The sequence below is a fragment of the Lacihabitans lacunae genome (genome assembly GCF_042649125.1).
In the GTDB taxonomy this organism is placed as follows: domain Bacteria; phylum Bacteroidota; class Bacteroidia; order Cytophagales; family Spirosomataceae; genus Leadbetterella; species Leadbetterella lacunae.
On the sequence record NZ_JBHRYQ010000001.1, the window covers coordinates 394,162 to 408,618 of the forward strand.

General features: G+C 34.0%; 14 protein-coding genes. All 14 read right to left on the reverse strand.

What is annotated here, in order from left to right; all coding sequences use genetic code 11:
• Positions 1-295: 295 nt before the first annotated feature.
• Positions 296-1,525, reverse strand: a complete 1,230-nt coding sequence (locus ACFOOI_RS01535) for a glycosyltransferase (protein WP_379834214.1) — start codon at positions 1,523-1,525, stop codon at positions 296-298.
• A 380-nt stretch (positions 1,526-1,905) separates the two neighbouring features.
• Positions 1,906-2,868 (reverse strand): MBL fold metallo-hydrolase, encoded by a 963-nt coding sequence (locus tag ACFOOI_RS01540; RefSeq protein ID WP_379834216.1) that lies wholly within the window; start codon positions 2,866-2,868, stop codon positions 1,906-1,908.
• A gap of 62 nt (positions 2,869-2,930) precedes the next feature.
• Entirely contained in the window at positions 2,931-3,506 is a 576-nt protein-coding gene (locus ACFOOI_RS01545) for a Crp/Fnr family transcriptional regulator (RefSeq protein WP_379834219.1), read from the reverse strand.
• Positions 3,507-3,988: 482 nt separating this feature from the next.
• Positions 3,989-4,771 (reverse strand): hypothetical protein, encoded by a 783-nt coding sequence (locus tag ACFOOI_RS01550; protein ID WP_379834222.1) that lies wholly within the window; start codon positions 4,769-4,771, stop codon positions 3,989-3,991.
• A gap of 1,447 nt (positions 4,772-6,218) precedes the next feature.
• The gene (locus ACFOOI_RS01555; RefSeq protein ID WP_379834224.1) at positions 6,219-7,583 is read right to left on the reverse strand and encodes an IS110 family transposase; all 1,365 of its coding nucleotides are present in this window, start codon (positions 7,581-7,583) and stop codon (positions 6,219-6,221) included.
• Between the two features lie 411 nt (positions 7,584-7,994).
• Positions 7,995-9,041: a serine hydrolase domain-containing protein gene (locus ACFOOI_RS01560; RefSeq protein ID WP_379834227.1), complete on the reverse strand. Its 1,047-nt coding sequence runs from the start codon at positions 9,039-9,041 to the stop codon at positions 7,995-7,997.
• A 139-nt stretch (positions 9,042-9,180) separates the two neighbouring features.
• A complete protein-coding gene (locus ACFOOI_RS01565) occupies positions 9,181-9,561 on the reverse strand; it encodes a KTSC domain-containing protein (protein WP_379834229.1) in 381 nt (126 codons plus the stop codon).
• Between the two features lie 478 nt (positions 9,562-10,039).
• On the reverse strand, positions 10,040-10,252 hold the full coding sequence (locus ACFOOI_RS01570) for a hypothetical protein (protein ID WP_379834232.1): 213 nt from the start codon (positions 10,250-10,252) through the stop codon (positions 10,040-10,042).
• 353 nt (positions 10,253-10,605) lie between these two features.
• On the reverse strand, positions 10,606-11,229 hold the full coding sequence (locus tag ACFOOI_RS01575; protein WP_379834235.1) for an MCP four helix bundle domain-containing protein: 624 nt from the start codon (positions 11,227-11,229) through the stop codon (positions 10,606-10,608).
• A 219-nt stretch (positions 11,230-11,448) separates the two neighbouring features.
• Positions 11,449-12,045 carry a c-type cytochrome gene (locus tag ACFOOI_RS01580; RefSeq protein ID WP_379834237.1) on the reverse strand — a complete coding sequence of 199 codons (597 nt, stop codon included), beginning with the start codon at positions 12,043-12,045 and terminating at the stop codon, positions 11,449-11,451.
• Between the two features lie 177 nt (positions 12,046-12,222).
• Complete coding sequence (locus ACFOOI_RS01585; RefSeq protein ID WP_379834240.1) at positions 12,223-12,651, reverse strand: hypothetical protein; 429 nt, start codon at positions 12,649-12,651, stop codon at positions 12,223-12,225.
• A gap of 396 nt (positions 12,652-13,047) precedes the next feature.
• Positions 13,048-13,428: a hypothetical protein gene (locus ACFOOI_RS01590; protein ID WP_379834242.1), complete on the reverse strand. Its 381-nt coding sequence runs from the start codon at positions 13,426-13,428 to the stop codon at positions 13,048-13,050.
• Positions 13,429-13,469: 41 nt separating this feature from the next.
• Positions 13,470-13,784 (reverse strand): HPF/RaiA family ribosome-associated protein, encoded by a 315-nt coding sequence (locus ACFOOI_RS01595; protein WP_379834245.1) that lies wholly within the window; start codon positions 13,782-13,784, stop codon positions 13,470-13,472.
• A gap of 30 nt (positions 13,785-13,814) precedes the next feature.
• Positions 13,815-14,321: a hypothetical protein gene (locus tag ACFOOI_RS01600; protein WP_379834248.1), complete on the reverse strand. Its 507-nt coding sequence runs from the start codon at positions 14,319-14,321 to the stop codon at positions 13,815-13,817.
• Positions 14,322-14,457 lie beyond the last annotated feature (136 nt).

The following is a 14,457-nucleotide window of genomic DNA, read 5'->3' on the forward strand; positions in this document are numbered from 1 at the left end:
GTTTATCGTAAGAAGGATACAACTAGCAATGAAATATTCACGGTTTGTAAGTCTTGAATGCCGAGAATTTATCCAAAAAATGGATTATCCAAAAGGTTGAAAAATTGGGCTTTACTTTTCTGCTTGAAGGGAAAACGTGACCACAAGTTTACATAAAAGCAAGGTTGGCATACTTTAACAGTAATTTGTTTTTTGAAAAATCAAAACGCTTGATAACCGAAAACTACCACAGGTTGGGACTGAACCTGTATTGCCGAGACTAAAGCGTCACTTAACCTCGACTAAAGTAAAATAATCAGCTCTTTAATTTTTCTATTTTATCTATGGTTTCATCTATTCCTTTTTCCTTGTCAATTAATGTTTTCATTTCGACCGCATTTTTATACAATTCTTTGTTTGTCAATAATTCCAAAATACTACTCATAAATGTTTTTTCTGTCATTTTACTAATTGGAACTGGTTTTATAGCAATTTTTTGTTTGTAACCGAGTTCTCCCCAAAATTGCTGATCGCCAACTGGATAAAGAATAGGGCAAATGAAAAATGGTTTTCCTGCTCTCAAGCACTCGGCTGTTGTGCCGATACCACCATGGTGAATGATGGCTCTTGTTAAAGGGAATAGTTTTTCATAAGGTGCGGCATTTATAACTTTTATTTTGGGATTGTGATCAAGCTTCTCCGTTTGGTCAAGTCCCCATCCTTTAATTACAATTATTCTTGTATTGAGCTGTTCTGTAAGTTTTATTATAGCATTTTGCAAATCAAACTTACTTTTGAAAGGCATACTGCCAAATGTCAAAAGAAGAGGTGCATCGCCGCTCTTTATAAATTCTAATACATCGTTTGGTACCATGTCATTGGAATTGCCAAACCAAAAACCGTCAAATGTGGATTGACTCGAAAAATCTTTTGGTATAGGCAAAAAACTTGGACTTAAACCATAGATGTTTTTTACCTGTGGTACTTTAAACTTTTTTGGTAATCTAAATTCGGTTCTAAATTTCCCAATCGGTTTTGACAATATTTTGATGCTCAAATTTGAAAGTGTATAGCTAATTCTATTCAAAAAATTAGGTAGGGGAAAACCGCTAAATGCGGGGTTTGCAAATTCGATTGTTGGCTCAACTATTGGCAAAACCGATGCCCGAATCATTTTTTCTGGAAATTGGTCTGCAAAACTATCTGCCAATGTTTTAACGTGATAAAGTATTAAATCACTCTCTTTTGCTAGTTTATAGAACTCAATCAATGAATTTGTGATTAATGGATAAATCCAGGTATGTAGATTTCGCCTTATTGAAAATGGATTTCCTTTCATCATTTTTTTGCCTTCGTCTGAGTCTAAAATTGCCTGAAAGTCCGCTTCCACAGGTAAAAAGTCAATGCCATAAGACAAAACTAAGCTTTCGAAATTTTTTGCAGTAGAAAGTGTTACTTGATGTCCACGATTTTTTAATGCTTGGCCTAGAACCGCATAAGGTTGTACATCACCACGGGTACCAAGAGTCAATAATGCTATTTTCATTCTTTTACGTTTTTTCTAAAAATTAAATGCCTTTTGGATTTTCGCTGACTTTCCACAACTCTCCGTGTTTTTATTTAAGGAAAAGCATTTTTTTTGTCGGAAATCGCAAAGCTCAACATAGGCTTAAGAATCTATATTTAAAACAAAAAAACATCTTAAATTCACTGAATCACAAGCGGTATGTGGCTTGTTCTGTCTTTTTTTATGAATGAAATAAGTTAAAAATCATCCAAACAAAGCAAAGATTTTCACTTTCTGATTTATTGGTTTTGTTTTAAAATATTGTGGGTCAAATTTATAGAAAACCGAAGATTTTTTGTCTAAGTTTTGAGTTTAAAAAAAACATAATTTTTGTACGTTCTTTCTTCCATTTCCAAATTTTAGAATTCTACCTTGGGAAAACGAGCGATGTTTTTTTGAGCCTCAGCGTCATGGGCCGGAACCACCAAAATTTCAGGTTTTTTCTTCATAAGGTAATGAACCTTCACTATGTTTTCCTTTACTTTTTCAGGTTCTCCATCTACTTTATTTCGAGGAATAAAATGTTTTTCTGAGGGATTAATAAATGCCTCAAGTGCCCATGTTAAATCGCCCGTAAAAAAGTAGCGTTTGCCAGATTTTAGATTAACAAACATGCCAATAGAGCTTTTTGTATGTCCGGGTAACTTTACCAATATCACCGTGCCGTCGCTAAACACGTCATAATTTTCATTAAAAACCTCATAGGTATTATCGCTAAAATCTAAGAATTTCCATTTTATAAAATCGGCATCATACTGTTCTTTTATAAATGCAGGAAGATTTGCCTCATCACTATGGGCATGTTTGTATTCTTCTTTTGTGGTCCATACTTCGGCTTGTGGAAAATCCTCAATGCCGCTTGCGTGGTCAAAATGTAGGTGCGATGGAACAATGAAGTCAATGGAATCAGGGCTAAAGCCATGCTCACGGAAGGTTTCGGTAAGCGACTTTAGTTTGGTGAATTTAAACATTTGGCGGTCTAAAAATGAAAACTTGTCGTGAAACTGTGCCTCAATATGGTTTCCCAAGCCGGTGTCAAATACGAAGGTACCTTTTGGATGCTGAATTAATATGGCTACATGCGAAAGCTTCCGTGTTTTAAATAGACTCCCTCCCCTAAAAACAAAGGCTTCGGATGTTTTGGCATATCCGGTTTCAATAATCGAAAGCGAAAAACTAACGGTGGTGTCTATTGGGTAATTGGTAGTAGAAAAACTTGGGGCAGGATATTGGCCAATGTCTATTGAGGGTTTGCACCCTTGTAAGTAAGTCAAAAAACTAAAACCAAAGGCCAGCAATAAGCTTGTTATTTTATTCTTCATTATGTTTTTTTGTTTTGAAACACAAAGAAAAATTAAACCCAATCCATCTCCATTGACATTTGTTAAGTGCTTGAAATTTCTTTTCTAATACGACTTAATGATTCAGGTTCAATACCTAAAAAACTTGCAATTTGATATTGAGGTACGTTTCGAAGTATCTTTTCATCATAGTTTTGAATAAAGTCTAAATATTTCTCTTTGGCTGTTTTTGTCTGCATGGTGTAGGTGCGGTCTAGCACACACAAATAATTTTTTTCGGCCAATATTCTTCCAAGTTTTTCAAATTTTCTTGATTCTTTGTACATCTGATTCAAAAACTGATAAGACAGTTCATAAACCACGCTATCTTGAATGGTCTCTAAAGTTTCAAAAGATGGCGATTGATTTATAAAGCTGGAAAAAGTGGAAATAAACTGATGGTCACAAGCAAAATAGGTATTGATCTCTTTGCCAGCGTGTAAATGATAGGTTCTTACCAAGCCAGATTCTATGAAATATATGTTTTTTGCTACACTGCCTTCTTTCACTATTTGTGTTTTGGCTTTGTATGCTTTGATTTTCAGATTGGTGCTAAAAAACAACCACTCACGCTCTGTTAAGTCTATTAAATCTACTACTATTTTACGAAGCTCGTTCATTTTACGGTCGTCTATCTAAATTTTAATTTTCACAAAAAAATAGTCCATTTAGCTTTGTATAGCCTCCTACACGCACAACGTTTTTTGATGGAGCAATACCTCTAAATAGCCGTATCGCTCAAAATGAGAAACAGGATACAATTTTGATAAATAACCCCAAAATACCACCGAAAATTCACATTGCAACACCTGGCCCAAGTTACTTGACTATTAATTAAAAACAGTAGGGGAAGGGGTAAAGCTTAAGCCCCAAAAGCAGCTATAAAAAGTAATTGTCTCCTTCCCGTATTTGTTTTACCATTCCCAGCTGGGATACAAGTTTGAAAAAACTAAAATCCAAGACCGTACTACAAGAGCCGTATGAATCTAGAGGTTGACGACTACGTGTCTCGGAATTTTTATGTTAGAGGTAAGGGGTGAAATTCTCCTTATCTACTCGACTGTGGTGCGTTTTTTTCTTTCAATTTCTTACACAAACTTTTTCACTGTTCGAATCTGTATCCATTACATCTAAAACATATTCCATTTTCTACATGCGAAAATTCTTGAAGGTAACCAGCACCATAACATCTCTTACAAACATTCTTTTCTTCTAAAAACTCACCATTCCTCCCTAATATCTTAATTTTAGTTTTTTTATGAAGGTTTTCGTGACATTCCCAACACAAAGTCAATAAAGCATCATTTGAATATTCCCATGCTTTATAGCCAATTTGATAATAATTGTGATGCACATGTAAATTACGTAAATGATACCATTCAACTACATTTTCTAAAGTCTCTTTAGATGGCTCACTTGTCAGCAGTTTAAATTCTTGTCTAATTAGTTTATTAAGTTTTTCTTTTCCAATTAGTACTTCTATTGCCTTATAATATCCAGTATTAATATTTTCGTAGTAGATTTTTCTAATCTCATTAACTTCATTTAGCTCTTTATTATATTTTCTTAATTGTAGATCATATTCCGTAACATTTCTTAGAGCCACATAATTTCTGACTTCATTACACTCTTCTTCTATTAAGTAAGCAAAAATAGTCTTAAAATTAGCTAATGATTTATTAATAAATATTCTACCAATTAATTTATCATCTACTTTATAAATATTAGAACTGCTAGTCTCTTCATATAATGATGCTATAACACCAATGAAATTTGTTTCATAACTACTATTGAAACAATTTTGGCATTGATGACGATCTCTCTCCAGTATTTCCAACCTTTTATTTTTCCAATTAGTTGTTTGTAGTTGTTCATAATAATTCATCGAAATCTATTTAGCATATAATTTTTATTTTTTACTACCATCTCTATTTAATGATTACTTTTTATTCTTCAATGCCCAAGAACTATAGTAATACCCCCAAATCCAGAAGTAGCACCTACATCCTTTTAGCCTAATTTAGTGTTAAATATCTAAAAATTAGGCACATATCCGTTTGTAAGCATTTGTTGTCGGATAAAACGTGTTGGTTTCTTATGTTCTAATTTTGCACAATTTACAGTTTTATTTCAAAAATAAAACCAAGGGAGTCGTTTATTGATTTATCGGTAAATTGTTTGATTTTGGTGTGTGGTTTTTGGTTGTGTTTTTTAAGTATTGGACAAGTATTCACATAAAACTTAAAGCATTTGATGTGTGGTTAAGAAATAGGTTGAGGTATTGTATTTGGACGGTCTGGAATAAGCCTGAACGTAAGCGAAAGAACCTTATTAGGCTTGGAGTGAACCAAATTCAAGGATATCGGTGGAGCGGTTCGCCGCCCGGTCGTACAAGAATGGGAGGGTGCACTGGGCGTGCCCGGCAGCTCGAAGCCCTATTCTAAAGACTACTATCACGCTTGAAAAGCTAAGATTAGGTGGTTACGAAAGTATGTTGGAGTATTATCAACGCTTGCAATCAGAGATTCAGTGAACGGGGACGCCTAGTCCGCCGTATAAAGACGGGCACGCCTAGTGCCGTACGTACGGTGGTGTGACCGGGCTGGCGAACCAGAAGCGTACTGTTGGCTTTACGGCCTACGGCCGTTTACTCGATTAGCAGCAGCCTAATTTAGTTATTCTCATCTTTCAATTCATGTTGAGCTTTACTTTTTAATAATATTATTCTTTTATGTAATTAACAATATAGTTCTTAACAAGATAAATAATAAATATTATTATAAAAGATCCTAAGGCAATATAAACGAAAATGTCTCTATATTCTATCTTGTCTAAGATAGACATAGCAATAATTATTATTAAAGAGAATATGCCAATAAGTCTTAGCATTCCAATGATTCTTTTTGTTGTCATTTTTAAATTTTTGATTTGAGTAAATTATTAGTTTTCAAGTGTTTTTAATTTTTTGCAAACATATTTGAACAAAAAACACTTGAAAAATTTAAGTTTTTCAAAGAGATATAATTTTAAACTTAATTTGTTTTGCCAATATATGTATTGATGTCTTGATTAATCGGGTTAAGTTAGTTTTTATTCAAAAATTATTTCTTGTTTATAATCTCAAAATGACATTGTCAAATCTCAAACTGTCTTGCTGATGCATATTTCAAAAAGCTTTAAATAATTTATATGTTGAGAAAAGAATAGATCACTTTTCAGGTTGTTTTAGAATTCCTTAGTTATTGCAATTTTCTAATTAATTTCTATTATTTATCTTATATAGTATTTGTCTTCAATACGTTCTGACTAACGTTTTTTTTATGCGTTGAATATCAATTGATTATCACTTCGAGGTCTTCGCTTGTCAATCCAAATTTATCAATTTGTTTTTGAATTCTTTTGACCAAGCCTAGCTTTCTTTTTTGATCTAAAAACAAATAGCCTTCGGGGTTTATGTATCTTGTACCTTTTGTTACCATATTCCATACTATTACCGCCAATTTTCGTGCAGTAGCACTAATTGCTGATACTCTTCCTTTTTTAAAGTTTATTCTCTGAAAAAAATCTCTTAAAGGAGTTGAGTCTTTTAAATTCCCAATTGCATTCGCAGCGTTCCTTAAGGCTATTTTTAGTCGATTACTTCCTTTTGGAACCTTACTTGATATTATTTTACCACCAGTTTTCTTATTATTGGGAGCTAACCTTAACCAACTTGCAAACTGTTTGGCTGTTTGGAATTTCTTTATACCTTCTAAGCCAACTTCACTTATTAAATGCAGGATTGTTCCATGCGAAAAACCTTCAATTTCCATGAGGTCAACGCCTTCAAAATATTGGTAGCCTACTATGTTTAAATCTATGTTTTTGGGAGTATTTTTATTGATCCTTTTATGTGATTTTTTGTCAATATAATGTTGCCTTTTATTATCGTCTTGATCAATAATCTTATTCAGCATTTTCTCTATTTCTGTATCACAAGCTGTGATTTTTGTTTGAATGATTTTATACATATCAAGTTCTTGCTGAAGAGCAAATAAATAGTCCATTCTACCATTAGTTTCAAGAGCTTTAGCTATTTCAGCTTCTGATTTTCTACAGTTCCCATGTCTAAGCTCTGCTAGTTTTTCAGGTTTTGTTTCGCCTTTGCAAATTGCTTCTATTATTGCCATTCCTGTAAGTCCACATATGTCATTTACTACCACGTCCAGTCTCAAATTAAGAAGTCGCAGGTATTTTTGCATCTTCTTTTGAGTGCTTGCAGCCATGTCAAGTAAGTTGGCTCTGTGTCTGCAATAAGTCCGTAGTTGCTCGGTGGCTTCATCGGGCAGAAAACTACCTGATAAAAGACCAATACTGTGGAGTTTTTGAATCCAAGCACAGTCTTGAATGTCCGTTTTACGGCCTTTAATGTTTTTGGTAAATTTACCATTACACAAAATCACCTGAAAACCGCGATTTATCAAAACTGCATAAAGTGCCTGCCAATAAGTACCCGTGCTTTCCATGGCTACAGTGGTTACTTTGTTTTCGTCAAGCCAATCGGCAATGGACTGAAGGTCTTCATTAAAAACACCAAACTCTTTGATGTCTTTTTCTTTTTGACCTACTGAGACCCAATGAGAGCGGCTACCTATGTCAATTCCTGCGGCATTAGGATTGACAATTTCCATGGATAATGATTCAGTTTTTTGATCCATAAAATTTGAGTTTTAATTTAAAAAATACTCAAAGGGAGTGCTCTTTTGGAATAATAAATATTCTGAACGGGGTTTCGTATTCTGATAGTAACCGGAACAGAACCGCCACTTAAGTTATGACACACACTCCAACCAGGATTGCCCTCGTACTATTACGCAACAGTTTAAAAATCGGCCTTGCAATGAGTTTTCAAATTTAAGGAATTGTTTCATAAGTGCTTCCACGTTAGCATACTAAGTTAATGGGCGAGGCTTATATGCTGGATTGCTGCTAACGTCCGGCAGCTTGCCGAAGTGGCGGAAATCGAAGCACAAATGTTCAATTTTGTACAAAAGTTGAATCGAAGAACTGCTTTTGAATTCAGCACTAAACCCGCCATTTTGCCAAACTGTTGTATGTGCTGTTTATTTTTACTTTATCTCGATGTCATCATATAAATTACCAACTACTTTTTCTAAAATTTCTCCCGTTCCATCAAAGCTCGCATTTGTCAATATGGATATTCCCATATTTTTTTTAGGATAAATCACAAACCAATTCTGCATTCCATATATACCTCCGTGATGTCTGAAAATTAATTCATCACCATTTTCTATGATGTACCAATGATAGCCTTCCCAAAAATCCGAACCTTCTTTAAATAATTTTTTATGAGATTCATTTACAATAGGACTCGACTTGTCGAGTTGCAATTTCATATATTTCACTAAATCCGTAGTCGTAGAGTGTAATCCTGAAATTCCACCCCATAAAGTTCTATTAAAATTAGGCATTAACTCGTTTTTACCGTTATAACCTTTTACCAATCTTTTTCTATCATTTTCATTGAGTGAAAATTTGGTTTGGTTCATTTTATTTGGTTTCAAAATATACTCTGTTACCAATTCCTCAAAAGGTTTTTGATACACTTTTTCAAGTATATATGCGGTCACCTCTGGAGCCGTGTTTGAATAGAAATATGTTTCTCCAGGTTTCGTTTCAATTTTGATTTGTTTTAATCCTTCAAAAAAAACCTTTTTATTTTCACTTTTTGGAGGCATATTAGGAAATCCACTTGTATGGGTGATGAGGTGTTGGATTGTTATAGGTTCACCTTTATATTCTAAATTGGGATAAGGTTCATCAAGATAGATTCTAATATCATCATCTAAATTTACTTTTTTTTCAAGTACCGCTTTCGCAGCTATATAGCCTGTAAAAGTTTTAGTTACAGATGCTATTTCATAAAGTGTAGAATCGTTTGGTTTGTTTCCTTTTCCGATAGTTAATTCTCCAAAATGTTTTATTGTGGCTTCTCCATCTTTATACAGTGAAATAGAAACAGAATGAAACCTTTTGTCCTCTAATAACTGAAGAGCATTTTTTGTAATCGCATTTTCAACATTTTGTTTATTGATTTGCTGAGCACTTTTACATCCAAGTAAGGCAAAAAATATAATAGTGATTAAATATTTCATTGTTATAATTTATAGTTTAATTTTTTGGTTAAGTGGTTAAATAGCACATAACGGCTAAAATATGCGAGGGCTTTTTGAGCGTTAGCCTTATGCGAGGAGGATAAAAGCTCTCGTATATTTTTGTGTTATAGCAAGTTATTTATTCATCTTTCAAAAGGCTTAATTTAAACTTGCCTCTAATATTTTGGTTATAAAATGAACCTTTAGACTTCGATTTTTTAAATGAAATCCAATAGTTCAATGGCACTCCACCATGAAAGTATTTCTTGTCCTTAACTTGTAATACGAAATATCCTGTTTTTAAGTCGCAACTATAATAAAAGCAATTCGTTATCCATGAACTATTACCTAATCCTAATTCTTCAATAAAACTAAATTCCGTATTTTCTAATTGATATTCTAACTCGACAAAAGTTGATGGTTTTTTAAGTTGGTTATCGCAAGAAACCCCATTATTACAACTAATTAAAAATAAAATTGTCAATGTGTAAGAAAGTTTCTTTAACCAATATTCTATCATTTTAATTAATTTTCATCTAAGTTAAAGTTGCCGAATACTGGGAGGACTAATGAAGAGAGAATGAATGATAATATAAAACCTAAATAAGCTATGCCGACAAAAATAGTTTTTATTGGACTTTCATCCCAAATTGTCCTTAAAAAGCTCCCATTTTGATTGCTACTTTCAATTGGATTATAATAGAAAAAATAGAGAATAGCTATTATACCTAAGATACCTGATATGGTATGTAATAAAATTATAAACTTGTTGAAGTTAAATAGTTTAAAAATGAAAATCCTCAATAAAGAAGGTATTTCACTGACAAAAACTGTGATTAGCCCATAAATCATTGAAAAACCAAGAATAAGCCAAATCCAACTAAGAGAATGTAAAAATAGAAAACCTAGGAGGCCAAAATAAATTCCATAATAAGTGAAACAATAGAATAGTAACAATGTCAGAGGAAGCAATAAAAATTTTAAGTATTTCATGTAAATTAGTTATTAATTACATTATAAATTGTTTTAAGGTCATAATTAAGTTCGTAAGAAATATTCTCTCCGTCAATTACAGACTTTAATACTATTCTTACGGTATGTTGATTAATTTGCTCAATACAGGATATACTCAAAGGGTCTATTAGTAGAAATTTTCCATCTACGCCATTAAATTGTTTGAGATTGTGTTTTTGTTTTTCGTTCGTGTCCATTTTCTTATTTTTTTAATTTGCTATAACATAAGTGTACCCCCAAATCCAGAAGTAGCCTCTATATCGTTATTGTCTTTTTTAATGTTAAATATTTAGAAAATAGACATCCATCCGTTTGTAAGCGTTTGTAAGCATTTGTAAGCATTTGTTGGCGGATAAATCGTGTTGGTTTATAATGTTCTAATTTTGCACAATTTACAGTTTTATTTTAAAAATAAAACCAAGGGTGGCGTTTATTGATTTATCGGTAAATTTTGTTTGAGTTTCATTAGGATTTGGTCCGTGTTTTGGTGGTTTTGTCTTTCGTAATAGGTTCAAGTTTTTGATTTTTATATTGAATATTCAATAAGGTCTCAGTTGAGGTTGTGGGGCATATTTCGGTTGGTGGGTTTCAGGGTTTTAGACGCAAATACCATGGCCTGCAGCACCAGTAATATGATGATGATAATCGCAAATACAAACTCGGAGGAGTTTTTGCCCGAAAGGTACAGTTTCTCCGCCTGATTCATTATTTGTTTTGACTCTTCGAGCTGTATCACAGACAGTTCGTTTAATATCGCCAATGCCTCATCTGCGGCTTTTAGTTTTTGTTGGGCTTGGTCTATTTCGGTATCCATAAACCGGTTTAAGGTCGTGGTCAGTTCCGCTGCCTTACTCTTTTCTGCTGCGGTTAATTTTGTCTTTTGGTAGGCCGCGTTTTTTTCTGAAATATTTGTATTTAGCGTGCCTATTTTATCTGTTTTTACGGTTTTTCCCCAATCGGCCTGGAGCACTTCTTTGATTCTAAAAACCTCATTTGACATTTTGAAAATGTAACCCTCGGCTATCAGCCTGTCCTCATATAAAGTACCGATGGTGTTTTTCACGTTTTCGGTATGGTTTCGGTCTATGTAGTTGCTGATCAGCACCAACACACACAGCGAAAGCAACGAAACTGAGGCTATTATTTTGTTTTTAATTCGGTAGGTCCATTTCATATCTTGTAGCGGTTGATTTTATACGAAAGATATTCTTTATTCGATATAAACCCACACCCGAAGTTTATCAAGACGGTTTTAGTAGCCCAAGTCCGTGTTTTTGTATATGTTAAGCTTTTTTATAAAAAAATAAGCAGGTAATAAGAATTTGATTTCTGTTTTACCTGCTTCAAAATGGGCGTTTATGTAATTTTTATTTCTGTCAATGTTTGTCTAGTCTTACATTTTGTCGGGAGTGATAGGGTCGGGCACAACGTTTTTGACTGGCTTTATGCTTTTTAAATAGGCAAAAATGGCGTCTGAGTCTTCGTCTTTGAGGAAGGCGTAGTTAAACCATGGCATAGGAGGCAGTAGCATTCTTTCGGTATCGAGGCCTTTGTATTTACCTTTGGTTAGGGCGTTTTTAAACTGTTCTTTGGTCCAGGTGCCTATGCCGGTGGCGTCAGGCGTAATATTGGCTGCAAACGAGACACCCCACGGTCCATTGGCTCCTGTTAAGTCGGGGTAAAACATAGAGAAGCCCTCTTTTTGGAGGGGATTGTTGAATTTGACAATCGGCCTTTCAGCCGGATAGCCAGAGAGCATTAATTCCGGAATAATTTCGGGGCCTTTGGCTCCCATTTGTTTGGGCGAGTGGCAGTCGTGACAACCCATAATCGCCACGAGGTACTCGCCTCGTTTTACGTCATTTTCTGTTTGGCCTACCACCAAAACTTGTTTTTCAGTGGCTTTTTTCTCGTCTAGTGAGCAGGAGCCTAAACTCACAGCCATAGCCACGGCCATAAAAGCGGGTAAAGTAAAATTGTTAGTTTTCATTTTCATGTATATTATAGTTCCAAAAAATTATGGCAAAGTCAATAATTAAGTCGGGCTATTTATAAGTTTTGGGCTATTATTTTCTTTAACATTTTAAAAAAATGATAAAGGTTTTTTAGTTTTTTATGGGATGTCGTTGTGTTTAATCAATTGTGGATAAGGTTAAACGTAATCAAGTTAAAAATACAAATCTTCTTCAAGAATATTATTCATGAGTTCATCTTGGGCTTGGATCATTTTTTTTAGAAATATTCTTTTCCCCAAGAGTTTACTTTTTAGGCTTAATTTAAACTCTACTTCACATTCCATTTCGCCAATATGAAGAAAATCATACTCAAAACTCACCTTAGTAAGCGGTATTTTCTTTATTTGATATTCTATTTTATTGTTTTTTTGCCTTACCACAGTCAAGTACTTCATTCTAATCGGAATCCAATTAAAAGGTTGCTCTTTGACGATATACTCGGTTTTCGATGAGTTTTTGCTGTTTACTAATATTACGTTTTTTATAAGTGGGTGATATTTTCCGTATGTTTTTAAATTGCCAAAAATATCTTTTAAATCGTTGATGTTATTTTTTAGTTTATACTTTTTCTTAAACTGCATCTCTACCTTTGGTTTGAATTAGAATTGTTCATATTTTAATTTGAATAATTATTTGAGATGAGATAATATTCAAAAAGATTTCCAAAAGAATATGGTCTTGTATGCAGTTGACTATTAGCGTAATAGTATAGTTTTTCCATTTTTTTGTTGGACTTTTTGTAAGTTGCCATGCTTGTTTAACCTATTTTCTGGATTTTAAAACGAATGTAGGTTTTTTTATGAAATTAATTCTATTATTTTTTATTTATTTATTCAAAGGTTGTGTCCATTTAATCAGTTAGCATTAAGTAGGTTTACTCTTTTAGTTTTGGGATAAAAAAAAGCAACCCACCGAAATGGGCTGCTTGTGATTTAAAAGCTAAGGTTTGGGAATATGTAAAAAGGATCTGCTAGTAATTATTGCTTCTCAAAATGGCTTTTTACACGGGCATTTTTTTCATTATCCGTCATTTTATCCGCGGCTTCTACTTCTATTTTGATATCCTTATAATGTGAGTCTTTCTGAAGGTAATTGTGTAGCTCTGTTTTGGCTTTGGTTGGGCCAAAAAGCAACACATCGTCATATTTTAAAATCACACTGCCTATCTCTTTATAAAACGCCTCGTGCATTTGCTGCTCTTTGTTGTGCATCACATGCTCACTGTTGCGAATCGCCTCGTCTTTTACTTCATAGGTAAACTTTGAGTCTATGGTGTAGCAGTTTTCTGCTGCGTTTAGGTCTATTAAGTTGGCTTCCGAATGATCCATCCAGATTCCCAATTGTTTCGTATTGTTCATAATTATTTGTGTTTTTGTTTTTGATATTTTTCAATATCAAATTAATGGTTTTGCATACGGCCTACTACCGTTTCCAGGGCGGCCTTTAGTTTGTCTATTGCACCCGAAATCGCCAAATTCATAGAATCCGCTTGCTCGCTTACCGTTATCGGGTTCTTACCTTCCACGCGGGCTTCTATCTTACAAACGATGTCATTATGACCTGCTTTTTTGCCATTTTCGTCAGTTAAAAAAACTTCTATTCTTGTTATGCGGTTTTCGAATCTTTCTAATTTCTTAGCTATTTGACCCGAAAAGTATTCCTCGTGTCTTTCGTCTCCATTTATTGATTTGTCTGTGTTAAATTGAATTTTCATTTTTAATTATTTAAGTGTTTCGTTATAATTTTAATCCTCATCGAGGTCGTTGTGGTTATCGCCGCCTATGCTGTAGTAATTATTTTCTTCGTCTTCGGAGCCTATGTCTTCCTGTGCGTCGTCGAGGTCTGCACCGTGCACGTCTAAGTCAGCTCCCAAGCGGCCATCTTCAAACCTCAACTCTTCAGTGTTTTTCTTTTTCAAATCAGCCACTTTTTTTTTGCTGATGTCTTCTGGGTTTATATCCATTTCCTTGGTGCCGCGTGCATAAATGTCTTCAGAAGGCGGATAAGCCTTATAGCCAGGAAATTCCTCCGATTCATCGGGTTCAGCCTCGTGTGTTTTGGCGTATTCCAGCATAATTTCTTGCAAAGAATTAAGATATTGCCTCAGGTTTTGCGTGTTTACCAAGTCCCCGTTTCCTGCGGTGGTGTCTATAGGTATTTCATTGATATATTTTGAAAGTTCCGGATATTCCGAATGCATTTTCATGGTGATTGTTAATATCTCTTTTTCTAATTCGGCTTTTGTTTTCATAGTATTTAGTTTTTTTGACCTTCAGAACTGTTTGTAATAATACATACGCTACTTTTTTTAGGATTTAAAAAGGGTAGTTTGTCAGACTCAGAATGAGTAGTTACTGTTTAGCGTATCTGCTTTGTGAAAAGTGCAG

What these genes read in the sequence shown, in the direction of transcription:
- ACFOOI_RS01555 (WP_379834224.1), bottom strand. Translation starts at nt 7,583, where the DNA reads ATGGATCAAAAAACTGAATCATTATCCATGGAAATTGTCAATCCTAAT.
- ACFOOI_RS01540 (WP_379834216.1), bottom strand. Translation starts at nt 2,868, where the DNA reads ATGAAGAATAAAATAACAAGCTTATTGCTGGCCTTTGGTTTTAGTTTT.
- ACFOOI_RS01545 (WP_379834219.1), bottom strand. Translation starts at nt 3,506, where the DNA reads ATGAACGAGCTTCGTAAAATAGTAGTAGATTTAATAGACTTAACAGAG.
- ACFOOI_RS01600 (WP_379834248.1), bottom strand. Translation starts at nt 14,321, where the DNA reads ATGAAAACAAAAGCCGAATTAGAAAAAGAGATATTAACAATCACCATG.
- ACFOOI_RS01585 (WP_379834240.1), bottom strand. Translation starts at nt 12,651, where the DNA reads ATGCAGTTTAAGAAAAAGTATAAACTAAAAAATAACATCAACGATTTA.
- ACFOOI_RS01575 (WP_379834235.1), bottom strand. Translation starts at nt 11,229, where the DNA reads ATGAAATGGACCTACCGAATTAAAAACAAAATAATAGCCTCAGTTTCG.
- ACFOOI_RS01535 (WP_379834214.1), bottom strand. Translation starts at nt 1,525, where the DNA reads ATGAAAATAGCATTATTGACTCTTGGTACCCGTGGTGATGTACAACCT.
- ACFOOI_RS01565 (WP_379834229.1), bottom strand. Translation starts at nt 9,561, where the DNA reads ATGATAGAATATTGGTTAAAGAAACTTTCTTACACATTGACAATTTTA.
- ACFOOI_RS01570 (WP_379834232.1), bottom strand. Translation starts at nt 10,252, where the DNA reads ATGGACACGAACGAAAAACAAAAACACAATCTCAAACAATTTAATGGC.
- ACFOOI_RS01590 (WP_379834242.1), bottom strand. Translation starts at nt 13,428, where the DNA reads ATGAACAATACGAAACAATTGGGAATCTGGATGGATCATTCGGAAGCC.
- ACFOOI_RS01580 (WP_379834237.1), bottom strand. Translation starts at nt 12,045, where the DNA reads ATGAAAACTAACAATTTTACTTTACCCGCTTTTATGGCCGTGGCTATG.
- ACFOOI_RS01550 (WP_379834222.1), bottom strand. Translation starts at nt 4,771, where the DNA reads ATGAATTATTATGAACAACTACAAACAACTAATTGGAAAAATAAAAGG.
- ACFOOI_RS01595 (WP_379834245.1), bottom strand. Translation starts at nt 13,784, where the DNA reads ATGAAAATTCAATTTAACACAGACAAATCAATAAATGGAGACGAAAGA.
- ACFOOI_RS01560 (WP_379834227.1), bottom strand. Translation starts at nt 9,041, where the DNA reads ATGAAATATTTAATCACTATTATATTTTTTGCCTTACTTGGATGTAAA.